The 23,131-nt window shown below is 65.5% G+C and carries 20 protein-coding genes; 9 read left to right on the top strand and 11 right to left on the bottom strand.

The window, feature by feature from the left end; translation table 11 throughout:
• Positions 1 to 34 precede the first annotated feature (34 nt).
• The 3 genes from GLP40_RS28855 to GLP40_RS28845 all read left to right on the top strand — a co-directional run bounded on the left by GLP40_RS28855 (position 35) and on the right by GLP40_RS28845 (position 3,620).
• On the top strand, positions 35 to 217 hold the full coding sequence (locus GLP40_RS28855) for a rubredoxin (protein WP_154791171.1): 183 nt from the start codon (positions 35 to 37) through the stop codon (positions 215 to 217).
• Positions 130 to 2,733, top strand: coding sequence for a 2Fe-2S iron-sulfur cluster-binding protein (locus GLP40_RS28850; protein ID WP_154791170.1), 2,604 nt, complete (start codon positions 130 to 132; stop codon positions 2,731 to 2,733). The genes GLP40_RS28855 and GLP40_RS28850 overlap by 88 nt, the downstream gene beginning before the upstream one ends.
• A 104-nt stretch (positions 2,734 to 2,837) precedes the next feature.
• Entirely contained in the window at positions 2,838 to 3,620 is a 783-nt protein-coding gene (locus GLP40_RS28845; RefSeq protein ID WP_196054829.1) for a nuclear transport factor 2 family protein, read from the top strand.
• A 35-nt stretch (positions 3,621 to 3,655) separates the two neighbouring features.
• On the opposite strand, the gene GLP40_RS28840 is transcribed toward GLP40_RS28845, so the two are convergent.
• Both GLP40_RS28840 and GLP40_RS28835 read right to left on the bottom strand, forming a co-directional pair.
• Positions 3,656 to 4,888: a DUF445 domain-containing protein gene (locus GLP40_RS28840; protein ID WP_154791168.1), complete on the bottom strand. Its 1,233-nt coding sequence runs from the start codon at positions 4,886 to 4,888 to the stop codon at positions 3,656 to 3,658.
• 227 nt (positions 4,889 to 5,115) lie between these two features.
• Positions 5,116 to 6,018 (bottom strand): short-chain dehydrogenase/reductase, encoded by a 903-nt coding sequence (locus GLP40_RS28835; protein ID WP_154791167.1) that lies wholly within the window; start codon positions 6,016 to 6,018, stop codon positions 5,116 to 5,118.
• 316 nt (positions 6,019 to 6,334) lie between these two features.
• Here GLP40_RS28835 and GLP40_RS28830 point away from each other — a divergent pair, with 316 nt between their 5' ends.
• Both GLP40_RS28830 and GLP40_RS28825 read left to right on the top strand, forming a co-directional pair.
• Positions 6,335 to 6,958, top strand: coding sequence for a nuclear transport factor 2 family protein (locus GLP40_RS28830; protein WP_230330031.1), 624 nt, complete (start codon positions 6,335 to 6,337; stop codon positions 6,956 to 6,958).
• 62 nt (positions 6,959 to 7,020) lie between these two features.
• Positions 7,021 to 9,177 carry a molybdopterin-dependent oxidoreductase gene (locus tag GLP40_RS28825; RefSeq protein ID WP_154791165.1) on the top strand — a complete coding sequence of 719 codons (2,157 nt, stop codon included), beginning with the start codon at positions 7,021 to 7,023 and terminating at the stop codon, positions 9,175 to 9,177.
• Between the two features lie 139 nt (positions 9,178 to 9,316).
• On the opposite strand, the gene GLP40_RS28820 is transcribed toward GLP40_RS28825, so the two are convergent.
• From GLP40_RS28820 to GLP40_RS28810, 3 genes are read right to left on the bottom strand one after another with little or no spacing between them, the layout of a single operon-like run.
• Positions 9,317 to 9,499: a rubredoxin gene (locus GLP40_RS28820; protein ID WP_154791164.1), complete on the bottom strand. Its 183-nt coding sequence runs from the start codon at positions 9,497 to 9,499 to the stop codon at positions 9,317 to 9,319.
• A gap of 32 nt (positions 9,500 to 9,531) precedes the next feature.
• On the bottom strand, positions 9,532 to 10,869 hold the full coding sequence (locus tag GLP40_RS28815; protein WP_328290788.1) for an FAD-dependent oxidoreductase: 1,338 nt from the start codon (positions 10,867 to 10,869) through the stop codon (positions 9,532 to 9,534).
• A complete protein-coding gene (locus GLP40_RS28810) occupies positions 10,859 to 12,211 on the bottom strand; it encodes a cytochrome P450 (RefSeq protein WP_196054828.1) in 1,353 nt (450 codons plus the stop codon). Before GLP40_RS28810 ends, GLP40_RS28815 begins: the two co-directional genes overlap by 11 nt.
• Before the next feature lie 225 nt (positions 12,212 to 12,436).
• Here GLP40_RS28810 and GLP40_RS28805 point away from each other — a divergent pair, with 225 nt between their 5' ends.
• The 4 genes from GLP40_RS28805 (at position 12,437) to fadD11 (ending at position 17,106) form a co-directional block, all read left to right on the top strand.
• Complete coding sequence (locus GLP40_RS28805) at positions 12,437 to 13,219, top strand: nuclear transport factor 2 family protein (protein WP_154791161.1); 783 nt, start codon at positions 12,437 to 12,439, stop codon at positions 13,217 to 13,219.
• Between the two features lie 76 nt (positions 13,220 to 13,295).
• Positions 13,296 to 13,805: an SRPBCC family protein gene (locus GLP40_RS28800; RefSeq protein ID WP_154791160.1), complete on the top strand. Its 510-nt coding sequence runs from the start codon at positions 13,296 to 13,298 to the stop codon at positions 13,803 to 13,805.
• Positions 13,802 to 15,280: an aldehyde dehydrogenase family protein gene (locus GLP40_RS28795; protein ID WP_154791159.1), complete on the top strand. Its 1,479-nt coding sequence runs from the start codon at positions 13,802 to 13,804 to the stop codon at positions 15,278 to 15,280. Before GLP40_RS28800 ends, GLP40_RS28795 begins: the two co-directional genes overlap by 4 nt.
• On the top strand, positions 15,280 to 17,106 hold the full coding sequence (gene fadD11 / locus GLP40_RS28790) for a fatty acid--CoA ligase FadD11 (RefSeq protein WP_154791158.1): 1,827 nt from the start codon (positions 15,280 to 15,282) through the stop codon (positions 17,104 to 17,106). Before GLP40_RS28795 ends, fadD11 begins: the two co-directional genes overlap by 1 nt.
• 180 nt (positions 17,107 to 17,286) lie before the next feature.
• On the opposite strand, the gene GLP40_RS28785 is transcribed toward fadD11, so the two are convergent.
• From GLP40_RS28785 to GLP40_RS34150, 6 genes are all read right to left on the bottom strand, one after another.
• Positions 17,287 to 18,255, bottom strand: a complete 969-nt coding sequence (locus tag GLP40_RS28785; protein ID WP_154791157.1) for an LLM class flavin-dependent oxidoreductase — start codon at positions 18,253 to 18,255, stop codon at positions 17,287 to 17,289.
• A 156-nt stretch (positions 18,256 to 18,411) separates the two neighbouring features.
• Positions 18,412 to 19,005 (bottom strand): TetR/AcrR family transcriptional regulator, encoded by a 594-nt coding sequence (locus GLP40_RS28780; RefSeq protein WP_154791156.1) that lies wholly within the window; start codon positions 19,003 to 19,005, stop codon positions 18,412 to 18,414.
• A complete protein-coding gene (locus GLP40_RS28775; RefSeq protein ID WP_154791155.1) occupies positions 19,002 to 20,861 on the bottom strand; it encodes an acyclic terpene utilization AtuA family protein in 1,860 nt (619 codons plus the stop codon). The genes GLP40_RS28780 and GLP40_RS28775 overlap by 4 nt, the downstream gene beginning before the upstream one ends.
• An 11-nt stretch (positions 20,862 to 20,872) precedes the next feature.
• Positions 20,873 to 21,676, bottom strand: coding sequence for a TIGR03084 family metal-binding protein (locus GLP40_RS28770; RefSeq protein WP_154791154.1), 804 nt, complete (start codon positions 21,674 to 21,676; stop codon positions 20,873 to 20,875).
• A 75-nt stretch (positions 21,677 to 21,751) separates the two neighbouring features.
• Entirely contained in the window at positions 21,752 to 21,937 is a 186-nt protein-coding gene (locus GLP40_RS28765) for a biotin/lipoyl-containing protein (RefSeq protein WP_196054826.1), read from the bottom strand.
• A gap of 5 nt (positions 21,938 to 21,942) precedes the next feature.
• Positions 21,943 to 23,055, bottom strand: coding sequence for a carboxyl transferase domain-containing protein (locus tag GLP40_RS34150; protein WP_154791152.1), 1,113 nt, complete (start codon positions 23,053 to 23,055; stop codon positions 21,943 to 21,945).
• Positions 23,056 to 23,131 lie beyond the last annotated feature (76 nt).

Raw genomic sequence — 23,131 nt, 5'->3', positions numbered from 1 at the left:
TCCATTCCGGACCGAATGCGAAAAGGAGGCCACCATGAACGACTACAAGGTCTACGTGTGCACACAGTGCGGCTTCGAATACGACGAAGCCAAAGGCTGGCCCGACGAGGACATCGCCGCCGGCACCCGATGGGACGACATCCCCGACGACTGGTGCTGCCCGGATTGCGGCGTGGCCAAGGCCGACTTCGACATGGTCGAAATCGAACGCGCCTGAACAGATTTCCCTGGTTTCGGAGGACCCCAGTGAGACAGCACCGGCAACCGCGCTCCGCACCTGTCGGATCGCGAACCCATGCGATCGTGCTCGGAGCGAGCATGGCGGGCCTGCTCTCGGCACGGGTGCTGAGCGACACGTTCGACAAAGTCACGATTGTCGAACGCGATGATCTGTCCATGCCCGGGGACCGGCCGGGCGTGCCACAGGGTCGACACGTCCACGCCCTGCTGGCCCGCGGGCAACAGATCTTCGAGGAGTTGTTCCCCGGCATCACCGCCGCATTGCTGACCGACGGCGCGATCGAGTGCCGGTCCATGTCGGAGCTGCGAATGACGATCTACGGGCACACTCTGCACCAATCCGATGCCGGATACTCGCTGTTGCAGGCGAGCCGCCCATTCCTGGAGTGGCGTGTCCGCTCCCGCGTTCGCTCGCTGGCGAACGTCGAGATCATCGACTGTTGCGAGGCCCTGTCATTGATGACCGATCATGCGGGTGATCGCGTCACGGGCGTGCGTGTCGCGTCCGATTCCCATGGGACACAGGAGATCCAGGGCGACCTGGTAGTCAGCTGCATGGGTCGGCACGGACCGGTGAACCAATGGCTGGAGGATCTGGGTTTCGAGCGGCCCGCCGAGGAGGGCTTGCGGATCGATATGAAGTACGCCAGCCGGTATGTGCGGCTGCGCGGTGAATCGGTTCGCGGGGACAAGGAAATCGTGATCGCGAACCGGGACCCCGCCCGCGGCCTCGCCTTGTTCGCGATCGAGGGCCAGCGCCACACCTTGACCTTGATCGGATATGGCGCCGATCATCCGCCGAGCGACGAGGACGGTTTCTGGCGTTTCGCGGCTTCGGTCGCGCCCCGCGATGTGTGGGAGGCGCTCATCGACGCCGAACCGATCACCGACATCGCCACCTATCGTTACCTGGCCAATCAGCGTCGCCGGTACGAGCGCTCGGCCCGATTCCCGCAGGGCCTGTTGGTTCTCGGTGACGCGGTCTGCAGTTTCAGCCCGGCGTTCGGGCAGGGCATGTCGGTGTCGGCGATGCAGGCCGTCGAACTGCGGCGTGCCCTCGCGGGCGGCGACCACGACCTGTCTCGGCGCTTCTTCGGCGCGAACGCGCGGGCAATCGACAACGCGTGGGCGATGACCAGGCTGTTCGACCTCGCCATGCCGCATGTGAGCACCCGGGGCGGGCAGCACATCCGGGTCCTGGGTCCGCTCACCCAGCTCGCGATGGCGCTCGGTGAACGGGATGCGGCTGTCGGACAACAGTTCTCGCGCATCGCCGCACTGCTCGACCGCCCGTCCGCGGCGCTGCGTCCCGCGATGCTCGGGCGTGCCACCGCCGCGATGGGCAGCCTCGGCCTCGCAGGAGCGCAGAGCATTCTTGCCGGACTGTCCTTGGCGACAAGGGATTCCAGCACCGAATTCGACCCGCTGCCATGCGTTCGAGTCGGAGGTGTCCACCGTCTGCGAGTTCGCTCGATCGAGGCGGACACCCCGGACAGCGTTGTGATCGAATTCGATGTGCCCGCCCGGCTGGCACCCCGATATCGCTTCTCGGCGGGCCAGCATGTCGTCATCCACGGAACGCGAGACGGCCGGCCGGTTCGCCGCAGCTATTCGCTGTGCGACGCCGCCGGGTCCGGGCGGCTGCGGATCGCCGTCAAACGCCGGGACGGCGGCGCGTTCTCGCCCTACGCTGTCGATCATTTCCCCTCGGACACGGACCTGTACGTCTCGGAACCGACAGGCGTGTTCACTCCGCCGGGCGCCCACTCGACCCGCACATACTGTGCCGTCGTGGGCGGGAGCGGCATCACTCCGGTCGTCTCGATCATCGCGACAACGCTCGAGGCCGAGCCCGCGAGCACCTTCGTCCTCCATTACGGCAGCCGCGACCTCGACGACACCATGCTCACAACCGAAATCGTCGCCCTGACACGACGGTTCGGAGATCGCCTCCGCGTCGTTCACCACTTATCCCGCCAGTCGACCATTCGCCGACCGCGGAAGGGCTCAGCCATCGACTATCGCCATGGGCGCATCTCCGCGACACAGATCGCCGCGCACGACGCCGACCTATGGATGCTGTGCGGACCGCGAGGACTCGTCACCGATATGCACCAGGCGCTCAGGGAACGCGGCATCGACAGATCTCGGATCCTGATCGAACTGTTCGAAACACGGGAGATCAGCGCCCCGCCCGCCGCAGCACAGACTCGTTGCCGCGTCGCGCTCACCGGACACGGCGATGATCTCGTCTTCGAAATGCCACAGGGCACACCGATTCTCGACGCCGCACTCGAACTGCGCCCGGATCTCCCGTACTCGTGCCTGGGCGGCTCGTGCGGAACCTGCCTGGCCATGGTCGAACGCGGGAATGTGGAGATGGCGCCGGATCCCCTCTTGGCGATCACCCGCGATCAGATCGACGCGGGCTATGTGCTGACCTGCCGGGCGCGGCCCGTCTCGGACGAGGTGTCACTGCGGTTCGGACGCTGATCCGATATTGACTACGACCGTCTCCTGTATCACCATCGCTATTGGACACAACCGTTGTCAACACGATGTGGGCACACCCCCCGCCGATCAATGGAGACGGAACGATGGCACGGAGAATCACTTCCCAACAGCCGGCTTCGAACTACTCCGAAGCGAAGTTCGCGCAGGCCCTGGACCGCAGGATGCTGAAGAAAGCCCCACCGAAGTTCTTCTGCGGCAACAGGTCCCAGGAAGAGCGAGTCTTCACCGAGGACGAGCTCAACGAAAATGCGCGCATCTGGTTCCGCGAGTTCGAGGAGCAGATCGGCTTCTACGAGAAGCTCGGCCACGATGTGCACTGGGTACTCGACTGGACCAAGAAGTGGTGGTGGGCGTGGCTGGTCCGAGACCTGGACGCCGTCGCGGAGCTCTGCACCCAGGACGTGACCTACAAGGATCCGGTCTCCTTCGGCAAGACCATGGTCGGCCTGCAGGAGTTCATCGACTACAACATCGCGTTCTTCGACGCGATCCCCGACTGGCGCTACGACCCGCTGCCCGGCCAGTCCTTCCTCCAGATCAACCCTGACGGCACCGTGCAGATGATGGTTCGTTACCTCGGCACCGGCCACTGGGACGGCCCGTTGAAGGTGTACCCCTTCGACGAGACCGCCGAATCACTGCCCGGCAATGGAGCATTCATGCAGTGCTCAGCGGTGGACCGCTACTACTGGAACGCCGACGGCATGCTGTACCGCGGTGAAACCATCTGGGACGCTTTCGAAGGCCTCCAAGGGGCCGGGGTCTTCCCGAAGGCCGGCTCGCTGCAGTTCAAACTGCTCATGAAGGTCCTCGAGGTCCCCAACACGGCCGCCCGACTACGTCGCAGTCTCACCGGAATTCAGTGATCGACCTGGGTCCCCCACTTCGCTGAGGTTGGCGGTCAGTGCAGCAGCAGATGCACTTGGAGTTCACCGACGAGGAAGCCCAGGACGGCGCCTACCGTCACGATCTTCCACTCGTCCTGTTTGAAGGCGGGACGCAGCAGATTCTCGTATTCCTCGTTGGTGAGCATCCCCATCTTCTCGATGATCAGCCCGGGGACATCGAGGGCCCGCATCGTGTAATGCTCGATCTGCGCGGAACTTCGGGGCACCTGCTCGCGGACCATGGCAACGATATCGTGCTTCATGGCCGCGAGAGTGCCGCGCCCGAAAGCGAGCTCGACGACCGGTTTGGCAAGGCCCATCTGCTGATCCATGACACGCTGGATGTCGTATTCGATGAGGGAGAAAAGACGGTCGGACTGGGCTCCGGTCAGCATGGCATGAATGATGTTGGCCGGGGTGAGGATTTCGGTGGCCATGAGAGTGCCGTAGTCGACGGCCACCTGCTTGCGTCGCTTGTGAAACGAGCCGTGCCAACGGAAGACGCCGAAGTAGCGTTTCTCATGAATGGGTCGGAAGATCATCTGCAGCGCGAGCCAATCGGTGGAGTACCCCACGAACGCACCGAACAGCGGCATGACGATGGTCGAGTGCGTGAGCGCCCACACCGCGGCTTGCACGATGCCCAGGATGAATCCGAAGATCAGACCGGAGCGGACGATGAACCGCAGCTCCGGAGTCGCGATATCGCGGATCAAACGCACCGTGAGCGCCTTGTCGCGCAACAACGCGTCGATACACATCGTGCGCATGTCGAAGACGACGTCCACATTGTTCTTCAGGTCGTCCATCATGCGCCCGATGAGCGCCGGCGCGTCATGTTGGATGCGGCGAACGATAATACGCCGCACCGGTTCTGGAAGCCGCTCCCACAGTCCAGGCTGGTACCGCATCATCAGCTCGTGCACGATGCCCTCGACGGTCTCGAGCATCGGCTCCTGGACGTGCTCGGCCAATTCGGCCGGATCGATGCGGTCGATGATCTCCTGCGGATCCAACAGCCGTGACATCATCAGGTCCACCGCGACCGTGGCCATCCTCGCCGAATAGCGAGGAATGATCCCCTGCCAGCCGAGGTAGGGCGGAATACCCTTGAATTCCAATGGCCGAAACAGCATTTCGACCGCCGCCAATTTGGTGAACCATCCGATGACGGCCGCGAAGACCGGCATGACCGCGTAGAGGTACCAGTCCTCACGAAGGTCCGCCACGATCCCGGACCAGTCCATCTCCGCCCCATCCTTCTCATGTAATGTAATAGCCACCCCGCTCCGGACAGCCGCGATCCCGCGGGCAGCGACGTCGGCAACGTGGTAGTGCGCGCTCGATCCACGGCAGCTGCGCCGCCGTTCCGACGAATCACTGTCGGACATGGTGATCCGGGAGCCGATCACCCTCGGGTCGACCTACTTCAGAAGGGGATTCATCAGCGTGGCCACGCGACCACCGCTTCGGCTCAGCGCATCGCACGGCGGCGGCGCTCGACCGCCTGAACGATGTCCTGCACACGAGGATCGGATCGAAACAGGTTGTCCAGCTGACGATTCAGGACCTCGCGGAACAACGAGTACGGCTCCCAGGCTGAAGGCGCGATCGTGCGGGCGGATCGGTTGACGATGCCGTCGACGAGCACCTCCGCCGCTCGGGCGGCCGTGATTCGATGGCGGATCGGCGCCGGCATCAGCCTGTCCACCCGGTGTCCGAGCGGGTCATCGTCGAGCGCGTGCTTCACCAGCGCGGTGTCGACCACGCCGAAATACGCCACGCCCGCAGTCGCCCCTGTGCTGCCGAGCTCGATCCGCAGCGCTCGGCCGACTTGTTCGACACCCGCCTTGCTGGCCGCATAGGACGCACCTCCGAAGCCCGGGGCGAAGGCGGCCACCGAGGAAACCACAACGACATGCCCCCCGTGCTCGATCACCTGCTCCAGTGCCGGTTTCACCGTGTTGACCACACCGGTCAGATTGATCGCTATCACCCGATCGAAGTCGTCCAGGTCGACGCAGCGCAAGGTAGCCGGCGGCGGCGTGACACCGGCGTTGGCGACGACCACGTCGATCCGGCCGAACCGTGAAACGGCTTCGGCCACCGCGTCGGCCATCGCGTGCCGGTCGCGCACGTCTGCGGTCACGCCGTGGGCTGCCTGCGAACCGAGCGCGGTGACGGCCTTCTCCAGTGCATCGCCCTCCACATCGACCACGACGACGCGCGCGCCCCGGGCGACCAGTGCCTCGGCCGTAGCGAACCCGATGCCTTGCGCGGCCCCGGTCACGAACGCGACCCGACCCTTGAGATCGACACGATCGGAATCGCGTGTCCACGGGGTAACCACCTGGGACAGCAGGGTCAGAGCGTTCATGATCGGCTCATTTCGTGATTCTCGGACTCGTTGTCGGCACAGCTCATCGAGACCCCGAACATCTTGACTACGAGCGTCTCCTGCATCACTATCACTGTTGGACACAAGCGTTGTCAATAAAGCGTGGAGCGCACCCCGCCCGATCAATGGAGACGAGACGATGGCAGGCCAGGGAGCCTCCGAATCAGCGAGCGGCACAGAGGAATTCGAAGCCAGGCTCCAGCGCGCACTCGACCGCAGACGGCTCAGGAAACCGGCCCCGCGGTTCGTCCAGGGCAACAGGTCATACGGACAGCGCGCGCTAGGCGAGGACGAGTTGAACCGCCTCACACGGCAGTGGTTCCTCGAACTGGAAGAGCAAACCAGCTTCTATTCGGAGAAGCTCGGCCACGACATCATGTGGCTCAACGATTGGTTCAAGAAGTACTGGATGGCGTGGGACCAAGGCGTCGACGAGCAAGCGCTTCCGGAGCTCTTGGCACCGGATGTGGAGTACAAGGATCCGGTGTCCTTCGGTCGGCCGATGGTCGGGATCCAGGCGTTCATCGACTACAACCAGGCGTTCTTCGACGCGATCCCGGACTGGCGCTATGACCTGCTGCCCGGCCAGTTCTTCATCAACGTCACGCGCGACGGCGAGGTGCGGCTCATGGGCCGCTACGTCGGGACCGGCTTCTGGGAGAAGCCGTTGCGGATGTACCCGTTCGACAAGTCCGCGCCGGCGATGCCCGCGACCGGCGCGTTCATGCAGGCTCCCGCCGTCGATCGATACCACTTCAACACCGACCGTCAGCTGCAACGGGGCGAGACGATGTGGGACGCGTTCGAAGCGATGCAGATGTCGAATCTGCTACCGAGCGACAGGAGTCCCGTGTTCCGGGCGCTGGTCGGGGCGGGCAGTGTCGGCGCGGCCGCGCAGCGGCTGATCCGGCGGCGATAGCTGCCGACTTCGCGGAGCCGGTCGCAGCAGTGTCAATATCCAAAGTGAAAGCGAGACAAAGCATGCCGATCGAGAAGCATGTGACCTACTGCCGGATCTGCGAGCCCCTCTGCGGCCTGGTCGCCACCGTCGAGAACGGTCGGCTCCAGTCACTGCGGCCCGACCCGCAACATCCGCTCTCCCGGGGACAGGCCTGCCCCAAAGGCATTGCCTTCACCGAGATCCAGAACGACCCCGGCCGGGTGCTGCACCCACTCAGGCGCAACGCGGCGGGCGAGTTCGAACAGGTCACCTGGGACCAAGCGCTCGAGGACATCGCCTCTCGACTGCGCACGATCCCACACGACGAGGTCGGGATCTACTTCGGGAATCCGTCGGCCTTTTCCTACTCCCATGCGCTGTGGGTATTCGGTTTCGCCAACGGACTTGGTACCAAACACATTTACGGCCCCGGCTCCCAGGACATCAACAGCCGGTTCGTGGCCAGCAGCCTGCTGTACGGCAGCGTGGCCCAATTGCCGTTCCCGGATCTGCCCCGCACCGACTTCGTGCTGATGCTGGGAGCCAACCCGCTCGTCTCCCACGGCAGCGCCATCAGCGCCCCGCGCATCAAGGATCAGCTCTCCGCGATCGTGCGACGCGGCGGAAGAGTCGTCGTGGTCGATCCGCGACGGACCGAAACCGCGCGCGCCTACGAGCATGTGGCCATCCGCCCCGACGGGGACGCCTGGCTGCTGCTCTCGCTGCTACACGTGTTGTTCTCCGAGGGCTTGGTCGACAAGGCTGCCATCGCCCGCCAGTCCATCGGCGTCGCCCTGATCCGTCGTGCCGCGGCCGCGCACCCGCCCGAGAAGACCGAGACGATCACCGGCGTGCCCGCCGACGACGTCCGCCGCTTGGCTCGCGATTTCGCTGCCGCTCCCAGCGCCACGGCATATGGGCGCACGGGCTCGTGCCTCGGGCGCTACGCGACCCTGGTGGGCTTCCTGATCGACGTCCTCACGCTGGTCACCGGCAATCTCGACCGAGCGGGCGGCACGTTGTTCTCCCGCGGCGTGATTCCCGCCGAGGAGATCGCCGAGCGCGTCGGCATCGCGACCTACGCCCACTCGAAATCGCGGCTGGGCGGCTTCCCCGAGGTGCTCGGCGCGTACCCGGCCGCTCTCATGGCCGACGAGATCACCACACCCGGAAAGGGCCGACTGCGCGCGCTTTTCGTGACCGCCGGCAATCCTGTCCTCTCGGTGCCCAACGGCAAAGCCCTCGCCGAGGCGTTCGGCCGACTCGATCTCCTGGTGTCGATCGATCTCTATGTGAACGAGACCAATCGGCACGCCGACTACGTCCTCCCTGCCACCACGTGGCTGGAACGCGAGGACTACCCCATCGGCGTCACCTCCGCCTCGCCCACACCGTTCATCCAGGCCACCGAGGCCGTCCTACCGGCGTACGGCGAGGCCCGGCCCGAATGGCAGATCATCGACGACATCGCCCGCCGCGCCGGCATCGGCATGTTCCACCTCGGTCCGCTGCGTCACCTCGCCGGTCTGACCACCAAGATCCCAGCCCGGCTCACGCCGCGACCGATGATGGAGGCGCTCCTGCGCCTGGGGCCGCACGGAGACCTGTTCGGCCTGCGCCGTGGTGGACTCAACCCCCGGAAACTACGAGAGAACCCCCACGGCATCGTGTTGAGCGAGCACGCCGCGACCGGTCGCCTCGATCAGGTGTTGCGCCACCGCGGCGGCAAGGTGCGGCTCGACCCACCCGAGATCGCCGACGAACTCGCCCGGCTCGCACCGTACGCCGACGCCGACTTCCCGCTCAAGCTGATCGGCTTGCGCGAGTTGCGCTCCCACAACTCCTGGCACCACAACGCCCCCAGCCTGATGAAGGGCAATCGTCGCCACTCCGCCCGCATCAACCCGGCCGACGCCGCGGCAGCCGGCATCGCCGACGGCGCACCCGTGCGCATCCGCTCCCGCCACGGACAGATCCAGACGATCGCGCTGCTCACCGACGATGTCGGCCCGGGCACCGTCGCCGTACCTCACGGATGGGGACATGCGGGCGGGTCCTGGGAGCTTGCCAACAAGTCCGGCGGCGCCAACGTCAATCAGCTGATGTCGACGGCCTTCGAGGACATCGAGCGGCTCGGAGGCATGGCCCACCTCAACGGTGTCCCGGTGACCCTGGAGGCGTGCGAGGCCGAAGCCTGACACGGCCATTCGACCCCGCCGCCCGCGCGGGGTCGAATGGCATTGCATACCAACCGAATCGCAGCGGAAGCGATTCGGAACAGCAGGGAGACAACGAGAGGGAGCCCGGATGCTCAGCATCCGGGCTCCCTCAACGGGTTCAGGCTCGTTCGACCTCGACCATGTCGAAGTCGGCCTTGGCGGCACCGCAGTCCGGGCAGCTCCAATCGTCGGGGATGTCCGCCCAGCGCGTGCCGGGGGCGATGTCCTCCTCCGGCCAGCCCTTGGCCTCGTCGTACTCGAAGCCACATTGCGTACACACGTACACCTTGTAGTCGTTCATCGTGATCTCCTTTCGCGATCGTTGCGGAATGGTCAGTCGAGAGCCTGGGCAGCCGCGATCATGTCGGCGCGCTCGACGACTTTGGTGCGTTCGCGCCCGCGTTGGGCACCGAGGCCGCGTTCATGGGCGTCGAGCCGGTGCCAGCCATCCCAGGTGGTGTAGAGATGGCCACGGGCGTCGAGGATCTCCACGATGTCGGGGCCGACCTCATCGGAGAACTTCCCGGCTTTGTAGTCGGCGAGCAGCCCGGCGATGACTTCGGCCGAGTCACTGCGGGTGTGGCCGATCAGGCCGACCGGACCGCGGCGAACCCAGCCGGTGACATAGACGCCGGGCAAGCCTTCGATCCGGCCCTCATCGTTGGGTATGACGCCACGGTGTGTATCGAACGGCAATTCGGGGAGCTCATCGGAGAGGTAGCCGATGGCGCGGTACACGGCCTCCACCGGCCAATCGGTGAATTGACCTGTGCGCACCGCGTTTCCGGTCCCGTCCAGCTTGGTGCGCTCAGTGCGCAGCGCGGTTACGGCCCCGTCGTTTCCGAGGATCTCGATCGGCTCTTCGAAGAAGTGCAGCACCAGCTTGTGCGCTCGCCCCTGACTGCCGCGCGCCGCGTAGTCCTCGATGATGGCGGCAACCTGATCGGTGATCTTCGAGGACGTGCGCGCCGCGATCGACGCATCGTCATAGGCGATGTCGTTCGGGTCGACGATGACATCGATGTTCGGCGACTCGTCGAGCTCTCGCAGTTCCATCGGGCTGAACTTGGCCTGGGCCGGACCGCGCCTGCCGAAGACATGGATCTCGGTCGCGGCGTTCGCGGCCAGCCCATCGTAGACATTGTCAGGAATCTCGGTGTGCGCCAACTCATCCGCGGTCTTGGCCAGCATCCGGGCCGCGTCGAGAGCCACGTTGCCCATGCCGATCACGGCCACTTTCCGGGCGTGCAGGGGCCAGGTCCGCGGGCCGTCGGGATGCCCGTCGTACCAGGAGACGAACTCCGCCGTGCTGTACGAGCCATCCAGGTCGTTTCCGGCCACCCGCAGGGGACGGTCCTTCAGAGCTCCGGTGGCGAAGACGACCGCGTGGTAGTTGCTGCGCAGCGTTTCCAGGTCCACGTCGATGCCGTAGTCCACGTTTCCCAGAAACCGGACCTGCGGCTGGTCGAGGACACGATGCAACGTGCGGATGATGCCCTTGATGCGTGGATGGTCGGGAGCGACGCCGTACCGGATCAGACCGAACGGCGCGGGTAGCCGCTCGAGCAGATCGATGCGCACATCCGGGATTTCCTTGATGAGCCGGTCGGCGGCGTAGATACCGGCCGGGCCGGCACCCACGATCGCGACACGGAGTCGTTCACTGGTCACGACGCCTCGCAATCATCTGGATTCCCTGCCGGGGACGCAGGGTGAAGGTCGTCTCCGCCTCCACCTGATGCCCCGGAACGAGGTCGAAGACATGGTTCTGGCTGAGCGTCGCGGTGAGCATGACCGCCTCGAGCAGCGCGAAGTTGCGTCCGATGCAGATGCGCTTACCGCCGCCGAAGGGGAGATACGACGAACGCGGACGGTCGCGATCGGCACCCGGCAGGAATCGTGACGGGTCGAAACGCCCTGGATCTGGCCAGAATCGAGGGTCGCGGTGGACGTGCTCGATCACGATGGCGACCGTCTCGCCCGCCTTGACCGGGTGCCCGCCGATGACGTCGTCCTCGACCGCTTCGCGAGTGATCATCCACACCGGCGGGAAGATTCGCATCGACTCCTCCAGGCAGGCCGTGGTCCACTGCAGCTTGGGTACGTCCTCGAGGGTGACCACCCGACCTTGCAGCACGGAATCGATCTCGTCGAGCATCCGCTGGCGCGCATCCGGATTCAACGCCAGCAGATACCACAGCCAGCACATCGCGTTCGCGGTGGTCTCGTAGCCGGTGAGCATGAATGAGATCGCCTCGGCCCGAGTGCGATCGGGCGTCAGCGGGCCGTCGTCGTCGGCCACTTCCAGCAGCAGGTTGAGCAGGTCCGGTGAGTCCGAGGGGTGCGCCAGGCGCTCGCGCAGTACCTTGTCCGCCGCGCCATCGATCACCCGGGCGACCTTTTGGAATCGATTGAACGGCGGTGGTGTCGGGATCTTCCGGCTGTGCATCACCTTCCACACGGCGCTGGACATCCAGCGCGGCGGGTCGACCAGGAAGAAGATCCGCGACAGCCAGGTTCCCTTGCGCAACCCTTCGGTGATCAACTCCGCGGTGTCGTCGCCGAAGTAGCCGCGGAAGCTCTGGCTGAACAGTGAATGGCCCGCGACCTCCAGCGTCAGATCGGTCATCAGCCCGACCATTTCGACCTCGCTCCCATCGGGGAGGTTGTCGAGCGTTTCGCGGAATTCGAGCACCGTCCCCACCATCAGCGGCAACAACGCATCAACATGACGCTTCTGGAACTTGGGATTGAGCATCTTGCGGTGCCGCGACCACGACGGGTCGTCGTCGGTGAAGAGACTGAGCCCCAGCACTCCCCGCAAGGGCTCGTAGTCCGGAGATTTGGGGTAATTCTCCCGGTGCTTGTGCAGAACGTGGTCGATGTCGTCGGGGTGCTGGATGGACACCCAGCGCCGCTGCCCGATGCGCCAGCGGGCGAAGTCGTGTCCTTCGAGGCGAGCGACCATGCCGTCTTCGCGCCCGAACCCTCTGCGCAGAACCTCGCTGGTCATCGTGCGGGTGCTGAAGCGTGTCGCGGGTACTGCGCGTCGCTCGGTCGGTTGCGCCGTACCCCCGCCGTGATCGACTGGGCACACCAGCGACTTCGTTGTCGGCTCCGCGCTCATCGAGAACCTCCTTCATCTTGACTACAACCGTCTCCTGTATCAGGATCACTGTAGGACACAATCGTTGTCAACACCGTGCGGTGCCCCAGCCGATCAATGGAGACGGAATCGATGGCACGAAAGACCACTCCCCCGCAGCCCGCTTCGAACTACTCGGAAGAGAAGTTTCAACAGGCGCTGCTGAAGCGCCGGTACCGGCAGCCGGCACCGGAATTCGTGACGGGCAATCGCGGCGCTCCGGTGCGCTCGATGTCCGAAGACCAGCTGACCGCCAACGCGTTGCAGTGGTTCGCCGAGTTCGAAGCGAAGCTCGCGTTCTACGAGAAGCTCGGGGTCGAACTGAGCTGGCTGCTGGAGTGGACCAAGAAGTACTGGTGGAGCTGGCTCGAACGGGACATGAGCGTCGCCGACGAGCTGTACACGCCGGACGTGCGCTGGAAGGACGTATCCTCGTTCGGCCGGACGATGGTCGGGATCCCCGAGTTCGTGAAGTACAACTACTGCTTCTTCGACGCCATCCCGGATTGGCGCTACGACCCGCTGCCGGGTCAGGTGTACCTCGATGTCACACCCGAGGGACGGGTGAGTTTCGCGGTCCGCTACGTCGGCAGCGGCCACTGGGACGGGCCACTCCGCCTGTACCCGTACGACGACTCGGCACCGGCGATCCCGGGCACGGGTCGATTCGTGCAGGTCTCGGCGGTGGACCGCTACCACTTCGACAGCTCCGGTCGCATGTGCGAAGGCGAAACCCTGTTCGACATTCTCGATGGGTTGCAGTCGTCGATGCTGTTGCCCCGCGATGACAGTCGGCAGTTCCACGCCCTGATGCGTGCCACCGCCGTGGGGGCGTCTACACGAAAGCTGTTGGGCCGGTTCGGCATCGGTCAGTGAACCCGAAGGCAGGCGAAGCGGTGTGCTCGCCACCTGTTCTCTCCTGGATCCCTGCCAATGAAAGGCCATCTCACCTATGACCGAGCGCTTCGCACTCGCTTCAGCCGGCGATACCTTCCTGCGCGACGCCGACCACCGCTACCGGCATGTCGTCGACCTCCCCCAGAACTCCCGGGCGGTGTGGAACCGATTGACCGCGGACGACGCCTTGGTGTCCTGGTCCCCGGTCATCACCGCGGTGCGGTGGACCTCCACGCGCCCGTTCGGCATCGGCACCACCCGTGTCGTTACCGTGGGGCGCTTCATCCGGCTCGAGGAGCGGTTCTACCGCTGGCAGGACGGGTCCCGAATGACATTCGCGGTCAAGTCCGCGTCGATCCCGGGACTGAATCGGTTCGCCGAGGACATTCAGCTCGAGCAGATCTCGACGGGGACTCGGTTGACCTGGACATTCGCCCTCGAGGGAAAGGCGGTGCTGCGGCCGCTGCTGGCCACGGCAAGTCCGGTGGCCCGGTCCGTCACCAAGGCGATCGCGAAGGGCCTCGCCGACGGGGCACAGTGGGAGACACGAGAGGCCGGTCGATGACTACTCGCACAACGACCTCGTTCGAGGTGCGCAATCCGGCAACCGGCATCGCGGTGGGCGAGTATCCGGTCCACACCGCCGACCACGTCACGGCCGCCGTCGCACGCGGCCGGTCGGCCGGGACCTGGTGGGCCGCTCTGGATTTCGAGGAGCGCCGTCGGCACCTGGACCGGTGGCGCGCCGAGATCACCCGGGGACGCGACGATCTCGCACACCTGATGCACGAAGAGATGGGTAAACCGATCTCCGACGCCAAACTCGAGATAGTCATGGCCCTCGAGCACTTGAAGTGGGCGGCGCACAACGCACGCGGGGTGCTGGCCCGCCGGACGGTGGGTGCGAGCCTGCTCACGATCAATCAGGGTTGCAGCGTCGAATACCGTCCCTTCGGGGTTGTCGGCGTCATCGGCCCCTGGAATTACCCGGTCTTCACACCGTTGAGCTCGATATCGTTCGCACTCGCCGCCGGAAACGCGGTCGTGTTCAAGCCCAGCGAATACTCCCCAGGCGTCGGCGTATGGCTCGGTGAGGCTTTCGGGCGGGCTGTGCCGGAAGTTCCTGTCCTGCAGGTCATCACCGGGGCGGGCGAGACCGGGGCGGCACTGTGCCGCAGCGGGGTCGGCAAGATCGGCTTCACCGGATCGACCGAGACCGGGAAACGCGTGATGTCCGCGTGCGCCGAGAATCTCACCCCCGTGCTGATGGAATGCGGCGGCAAGGACGCGCTCCTCGTCGACGCGGATGCCGATCTGACCGCGGCGGCCGACGCTGCGATCTGGGGCGGAATGTCCAACGCCGGGCAGACGTGCCTGGGTGTCGAGCGCGTCTACGTGCACACCGAGGTCTACGACGAATTCCTGACCAAGCTCCTGGCGCTGACCGATGACCTGCGTGCGGGCGACGAGCCGGCGAAGATCGGCCCGATCACCATGCCGAAGCAGCTCGACGTCATCCGGCGTCATCTCGGCGACGCCCTGGCACGGGGCGGGAGTGCGCTGATCGGCGGGCCGGATGCCATCGACGGCCAGTTCGTGCAGCCCACCATCCTCGTGAACGTGCCCGAAGACTGTTCGGCGGTCACCGAGGAGACGTTCGGGCCGACGCTGACCGTGACCCGGGTGGCCGACATGGACGAAGCGGTCGAACTGGTCAATGCCAGTGAGTACGGCCTCGGCGCAACCGTTTTCGCCCGACGCCACGGACGGGAGATCGCGGACCGGATCCACACCGGCGGCACCTCGATCAACGCGTTCGTCGCGCACGCCACCGTACCGAACCTGCCGTTGGGAGGTGTCGGCGCTTCCGGATTCGGGCGCGTGCACGGCCCCGACGGGCTCCGCGAATTCACCTACTCCAAATCGACCACGTGGCAACGCTTCCCCTTGCCGCTGGCGCTCACGACGTTCGCCCGCAAACCCCTCACCGACGCCATTGTCGACCGTTTGGTCTCCGCGTTGCACGGAAGGATCCGCTGATGCCCGCATCTCGCTTCGAAACTCTGCCCGCGGCATTCCAGCACACCGCGGCGATCTCCCCCGACGCGGTCGCGCTGCGCACCCCCGGCGACGCCCAGACGATGACCTGGCGCGAATACGCGAGCCAGGTGCGCGCGGTCGCGGCCGGGCTCGCCGGCATCGGCGTCCGCCGCGGCGACACCATCGCGTTGATGATGAGCAACCGGATCGAGTTCTATCCGCTCGAGGTCGGTGCGCAGCATCTGGGCGCGACCTCGTTCTCGGTGTACAACACGATGCCGGCCGAACAACTGGCCTATGTGCTCGGCAATGCCGGTGTGCGCGTGGTGATCTGCGAATCGCAGTACGTGGCGCGCCTGCGCGCCGGCGACATCGTCCTCGACCACATCGTCTGCCTCGACGGCGTGCCCGAAGGAACCCTGTCGGTAGCGGATCTCATCGCGGCGGGGACGGCCGACTTCGATTTCGACGCCGCATGGCGCGCGGTCCAGCCCGAGGACATAGCCACGCTCATCTACACCTCGGGCACCACCGGCAATCCGAAGGGCGTGGAAACCACCCACGCCAACCTGATGTTCCAGATGTACGCCGTCGCCGACGTGCTCGGCTTCGAGTTCGGCGACACCATCACGTCGTTTCTTCCCTCCGCGCACATCGCCGACCGGTTCAGCGCTCTCTATGCGCAAGAGGTCTTCGGTACCCAGGTGACCTGCGTCCGCGACGCCAAGGACATCGCGGCGGCGGTGGTCGACCTGCACCCGACCATCTGGGGAGCCGTGCCGCGGATCTGGGAGAAACTCAAGGCGGCAATCGAATTCAAGGTGGCCAACGAAACCGACCCCGAGCGCCGTGCGGTGATGGAATGGGCGCTGTCCGTGGCGGCGATCCGCGGCCGCTACCGGCTCGCCGGCGAACCCGAACCCGCCGACGTCACCGCCGATTGGAAGCTCGCCGACGAGCGGGTACTACGGAACCTGCGAGCGGTGCTCGGCTTCGACCGCCTGCGGTGGGCGCTGTCGGGGGCGGCTCCCATACCTCCGCAAACGCTGGGATTCTTCGCCGGACTGGGAGTTCCGATCGCCGAGGGCTGGGGCATGTCGGAGCTGTCGTGCGTCGGCACCGTCTCCCACCCCGACCACGCCAGATTGGGCACTGTCGGAAAGCTGTTGCCCGGGTTGGAATGCCGCCTCGGTCCCGACGGCGAAATGCACGTGCGCGGGCCGTTGGTGATGAAAGGCTACCGGGGACTGCCCGACCAGACGCGGGAAGCGATCGACGCCGACGGATGGCTGGCGACCGGTGACGTCTTCACCATCGACGACGACGGGTACCTCGCGGTCGTGGACCGCAAGAAGGAACTGATCATCAACGCCGCGGGCAAGAACATGTCGCCGTCCCACATCGAGAACACCATCAAGGCCACCACCCCGTTGATCGGCGCGATGACCGTCATCGGCGACGGACGTGCCTACAACACGGCCCTGATCGTCCTCGACGCGGAGACCGTCGAGCGCTACGCGCAGCAGCGTGAACTGGCGGATTCATCCGCGGCGACCCTGGCAGCCGACCCCACGATCATCCGAGCGATCGAAGTCGGAGTAGCGACCGGGAACGAACAGCTTTCGCGGGTGGAGCAGGTCAAGCGCTTCCGCATACTGCCGACCTTCTGGGAGGTGGGCGGCGATGAGATCACCCTCACCATGAAACTCAAGCGCAAGGTCATCGCGTCGAAGTACGCGATCGAGATCGACGAGCTCTACGAGAGCGATCCCCCGACCCACGTCCGTGAACCGGCCACCGGTTCGAACGCCTCGCTCCGGCAGTAGCGATCACGCACTCCTACTGCGGGACAGAACATCCGGCGAACCTGCAACCGCCGGACATCGCGGCCGGCCGGGTACTCCCTTCCCCGGTCGGCCGTACCCTCGGCGATGCGAGTATCGACATGCGGCATCAGCGAGCATTTCGTTCCGGTCCAGAGAGACGCCGCGACACTGTGCGCGTGGTCAGGAGTCGCGGGTGGTGGCCACAACCGAGCCCGCTGCCGGAAGGACGTGTTCGGTGAAGAGCCGCAACATTTTCCAGCCTTCGTCCAGCGGGATCCCGCCCGCCAGCGGGTTGATGACGATCTGATCGACGCCGGCGGTGATGGCGGCCAGACATTGGTCGGGCGTGACGATTTCAATGGCGCTGCCGCGGCGCAATTCGTCGAGGGTCAGCGCATCTTCGTTGGGTCGGGGGACGCCGTCGGTCTTCCAGGAGGCATACTCGGCGGTTTCGGTCAGCAGGTACGGACCGAGTTCGTGCCAGGCGGTCTCCGGATCGGGGTGGACCAGGGTGCTGGTGTTGCCGCGGGAAGGACGGTAGACGAAGCCGCTGGTGCCGTGGCGGGCGAGTTCGTCGTGATAGAGCTGTTCGATCTCGGGCATGGCCATGGGCGGGTAGAATGGCAGCCCGTAGCGGGCCGCGCGGCGCGCCGCGGCGGCGCTCATCCCGCCGATGAACATCATCGGATGCGGTTTCGTATAGGGCAGCGGGGTGATCCGCACAGTCTGCCCATTGCGTTCGAACGGGTCGCCGCTCCATGCCTTCATCAGAATGCCCAGACAGTCGTCCATGCTCTTGCCGCGCTGCGACCACTGCCGATCCAGGGCCCGGTACTCCGCTTCCCGGTAGCCCAGGCCGGCGACGAAACTGAATCGCCCGCCGCTGAGGTTGTCCAACACCGCGATGTCTTCGGCCAGCCGCACCGGATCGTAGAGCGGAACCAGCAAGGCCGACACAGTGATGCGCACCCGATGCGTACGCCCGGCCACGGCGGCCGCCAGGATCAACGGCGAGGGCAGCCACCCATTGCGCGCGAGATGATGCTCTTCGCATGCCACGGCGGTGAATCCGTGCTCGTCGGCGTACTCGGCCATGTCGAGAGCCGCGCGATAGCGCGACATATCATCGGCGCCAGGGGTATTGGTCATCGTCAACCTCAGCGCTGTGACCACCATCGGAGATGTCCTTCTTTCCGGGCGTGCCGAAACACAGCGCCATCCGAACACAAAGCGATCATGAGTCTAGACACTTGTCCATCAAGGGTGTCAACCAATCTCAGCAGCGTGCCCGGGGCGACCGAGCAACTACCAGGCCGTTTGCAGACAGGTCTCGGCGACGGCGGCGAGGATCACCTTCTGCTCTTGCGTGCTCAATCCGCTGTCGTAGGTCACCGACGATTGGATGGCGGCGATCGCGGCGTAGACCAGCGCACGGGCCGCGGTCTCGCTCAGCTGGGGCCGCAATTCCAGCAGCGTCGTGGTCCAGTCCTCGTTGTACCGCCGCTGCATTCTGCGCAAGCGGCGCCCGTCCTCGGGCTGCAACGCGTTGGCCTCGTTGCGGTACAACTGCACGTGGCGGCGGCGATTCAGACAGAACTCGATCTGGCTGTCGATCAACCGACGCATGGTGACCGCGCTGTCGGAGCCGTCGGACAGGATGGCGTCGGCGTCGGCCGCCAACCGGGTCATCGCATCGTCCAGCAGTGCGACGAGGACTGCGTACTTGCTGGAGAAGTGGCGGTATATCCCGGATCCGACGATGCCGGCGGCCTGGCCGATTTCGGCCAGGCTGACGGTGTGGAAGCTCTTGGCCGCGAAGAGTTCCGCGGCCGCGTCGAGGATCTTCGAGGCCCGTTCAGGATCGCGCACCCGAGTCGCGGGCTCGTTGTCGACGCTCATGGCCCCACGATATCGGGCCGCGTCGGCGTGCCGGGCCGGTGCCGGTCAGGACCGGTGTCCAGCAGGGACTCAGGAATCTCGGCGTAGCGCGAGCGAACATATTCACCCAGGCCCTTCGCCTGCGGGTCGGGACGTGTGGAGGCGGCGACCCCGTCGCCGAGCAATCCGACGATGACGAAGTTGAGTGCGCGCAGGTTCGGAAGCTCGTAGCGGCGCACCTCGAGGCCGGCCGCCTCGGGCACGAGTTCGCGGAAGCGCTCCACATCCAGCCACGATCGCAGCCACGAATACGAGACCTCGTCGCGCGTCCACAGCCCAACGTTGGCGTTGCCGCCCTTGTCGCCGGAGCGCGCACCGACCACCGTGCCCAGCGGCACGCGGCGTGTGGGGCCGTCAGGCGGTTCCGGGAGGTCGATGGACGCCCTCCCGCCCGAATCAGAGCCTCCTGCGGGCGGATTCGGCACCAGGTGGCACTTGCCGTCCAGAAAGGTGACGCGGTGATCGACGAGGTCCCGCTGGAGCAGTGTCGGCCAGTAGACCCCGAAGACGCTGGCCGGGGTGGGAGGTGTGGTGGTATGCAGGCCGGCGTAGCCGCCGACAGCCATAGCGGTTGCCACGCCGGAGAATTCGCGGCCTACTACGCGCTCGTTGGAGCCTTTGACGGTAACGCGGAGGTGCGCGGTGGCCTCCGCGTTCCGGTCGGCGTCGGCGTGGTCGAACCTCAGCAACTGAACATCGACCTCGTCGAACCGCTCTTCGCCGCCGAGCAGTTCGAACATCTGCTGACGCGCCCATCGCGCCTTCTCCTCGATGTCAAGGCCGGTGATCACGAAGGTCATCGTGTTCCGGTAACCCCCTAGGAAGTTCATCGCGACCTTCAGCCGGTCCGGCGGTGCCGACCCGCGCACCCCGCTGATCTCGACGCGGTTCGGCGCCTGCTGGGTCAGTTCGAGGGTGTCGAAATGCGACACCGCATCCGGGCCCGCATAGGCGGGATCGCCGATCTCGTAGAGCAGTTGGGCGGTGACCGTACCCGTCGACACGATGCCGCCGGTGCCAGGGTGTTTGGTGATCACCGACGAGCCGTCGGCGGCGATCTCGGCGAGCGGGAAGCCGGGATAGCGCCGGTCGGTGATCTCATCGAGGAACGGATAGTTGCCTCCGCACGCCTGCGGACCGCATTCGATCACATGTCCGGCGGCTATCGCGCCCGCGAGTCTGTCGAAGTCGTCGTGCGCCCAGCCGTGCCACCAGGCCGCCGGGCCGGAAACCAGCGCCGCGTCGGCGACCCGTCCGGTAACCACCACATCCGCACCGGCGCGCAGTGCCTGCGTGATCCCCCAACCACCGAGATAGGCGTTGGCCGTCACCGGCGAATCAGTCCGATCCGACAGCGGTCTGCCGGTATCCAGATGCCTGAACTCCTCACCGGCCGAACGCATCTCGCCCAGCCGATCGACGATGTCGTCGCCGTCCACGTAGGCGATCTTCGGCGAGAGATCCAGGTTCGCGGCAAGCTTGCCGATCTCTTCCGCCAATGTCGCCGGAGCCAGGCCGCCCGCATTCGCGACTATACGAACGCCACGGTCCAAGCACGTTCCCAGCACGTCCTCGACTTGTGTCAGAAACGTTTTCGCATAGCCTGCCGCCGGATCCTTGCGACGTGCCCGGTAGAGGATGAAGATGGTGAGTTCGGCGAGATAGTCGCCGGTGAGAACGTCGATCGGCCCGCCCTCGACCATGTTTCGCGCCGCCGCGAGTGTGTCGCCGTAGAAGCCCGAACAGTTGGCGATGCGCACCGGACGCAGCGGTTCGTGGAGGGAACCTTCGGTTCTCGTCGAGAGGGTATGGTTCATTGCTCTCCTGATCAACCTTGTGTCGCATCCGAGGACGGCGCTCGGCCGGGTCCCGGAGGGCCTGCGAATATCTGAGCGATGGCGCTGTATTCGGTGGCGACAGGACCATCAACGATCAGGTCGAGGTCGTCCCGATGCCGGCGCTGGGTGACCAGGAGACAGAAGTCGAGCGCGGAACCAGAGATGCGATCCTCGGCTTCGACCGGTCCCCATTGCCACTGGGCCCCGTCCGGGCCGGTGAGTTCGAGCCGGAGTGGCTGTTCGGGTTTCGGGCGGCCATGCACGACGAAGCTCCATCCGACTGTCACATAGCCGAGGTGCGCTATGTGCCGAAGATGCGCTCCGCCGACAGGCGTCACACCGAGAGCATCGCGAACATCGACGCCGTGAGCCCACGTCTCCATCAGCCGAGCGGTCAGCGAGCTGGCGGCGCTCATCGGCGGTCCGAACCATGGGAGCTTCCGAGCGGGATCGACCTCGCCGAACGTCGTCAGCAGTGACTCCCGCGCGTCGGCGAACCAGATCAGCACGTCGGATCCGGTCCACGCACGGTATTGGGCCGCAACGTATTCGGTGAAATCGTCACCGCGTGCGACGAGCGCGGCCGCTGCCGCGCGGAAACGTTCCGGGCTGGTCAGCGCCAGCGCGGCCGCGTCGTCGAAATAGGCGAGGTGGCTGATCTGGTCGGCGATCGTCCACCCGACCGCCGGTGTATCCAACCGCCACTGATCCGGGCTGAGGCCCTCCAATACGGCGATCAATCCTGCGCTTTCGACGCGCAGATCATCGCAGAGACCTGATATGTCAAAAGCCATCATGGCCCTTCCATAAGGTGCGCACCATCGCAGATGCCGAATCGGGGCCTCGGCGTGTACATCTCACCGCGCCACTCATTGCTCGTCCTTCTCCTCGATCACTGCCAGAATCGCGCCGCCTTCGACGGTGGATCCCTCCGCTGCCGGAAGACCGGTGACCACACCGGCATAGGGCGAAGTGACGGTGTACTCCATCTTCATGGCCTCCAGGACGATGACGACATCGCCGGCCTTGACCGAATCGCCCACCTCGACGGCCACTCGGCTCACGGTCGAATGCATCGGGGCGAGAAGCGAACCCGGCTCCTGCACCCCGGCGGGGTCGGTGAAGCGTCGTGATTCGAACAGTGTCGAGGAACCCAGCCCACTGTCGACGAATTCGGTGTCGTCGACACGGCACAACCGCACGACAGCGCGTACGCCATCGATGCTGAGATCGATGCGTTCGCATCGCACTCGTGGACCTTCACCGCGTAGTCGGTGTCGTCGACGGTGGCAACGCCGCGCCGCAGGTCATAGTCGATGCGATGTTCGGCGTCATCCTCGGTCCGGAACGCCGCCCACGCCGCGCAACTCGGGACATTGCGCCACCCAGCCGTGAGTTGAGGCAGCACGGTGGCGTTGTGTCTCCTGCGCGCAGCGCCGGCGAGGGTGGCCGCGATCAGGTGCACATCATCGGTGCGCGGGTTGCCGCTGCGGCTCATCGCAACATGGTCATGGCGCTCCAGATATCCCGTATCAATTGCGCCCGAGTGGAATTCGGGTTCGCGCAGGATCGAGACCAGCAGCTGACGGTTCGTGGTCACACCGTGCACGACCGTTTCGGACAGCGCTCGCGCCAGGCGCCGCACCGCCTGCTCACGATCGGCGGCGTGCGCGATGACCTTGGCCAGCATCGGGTCGTAATGCACGCCGACCGTCAAACCGGAGCGGATACCGGAGTCGACTCGAATGCCGGGCAGGTCGGGGACCTCGAAACGATGCACGGTCTTCTTCAGCGACCAGGGGTTCATGGCGCCGCTGCACACGGTCGAATCGTGGGCGATGACAACCACTTCCACGCCCGAGACGACTCCGACTCCGGTGACGACGCTCGCGCCGATCGCGAACTCCGTGCCCCAGGCCGCCAAACTCGACAGCTCGAGGAAATGCGCGTCGCGATTCAGCAGCAACTCGATGCGCTCGCGGGCGAGCAACCGTCCGCGTTCGTGGTGCCGGCGCACGTACTTCTCGCCACCGCCCGCGAGCACGAGCTCGAGCTGCTCGTTCAGTTCCGCGATATTGCGCAGCTGGGCTTCCACGTTGGTGCGGTAGCTCTGCGAGCTCGTATCGAGATGAGAGCGGAGGGGGCTCGTCTCGGACCGGATGGCCGTGCTCATACGACTCCTTCTCGCCGGACACCCGCAAGCCGAGCAGCCCTCTTCGAGTTAGTAAATCTCAATTCACTTCCGGAAG

Origin of the sequence: Nocardia aurantiaca (assembly GCF_009708175.1) — a bacterium.
Classification (GTDB): domain Bacteria; phylum Actinomycetota; class Actinomycetes; order Mycobacteriales; family Mycobacteriaceae; genus Nocardia; species Nocardia aurantiaca.
This window is presented reverse-complemented; position numbering and strand designations above follow the sequence as displayed.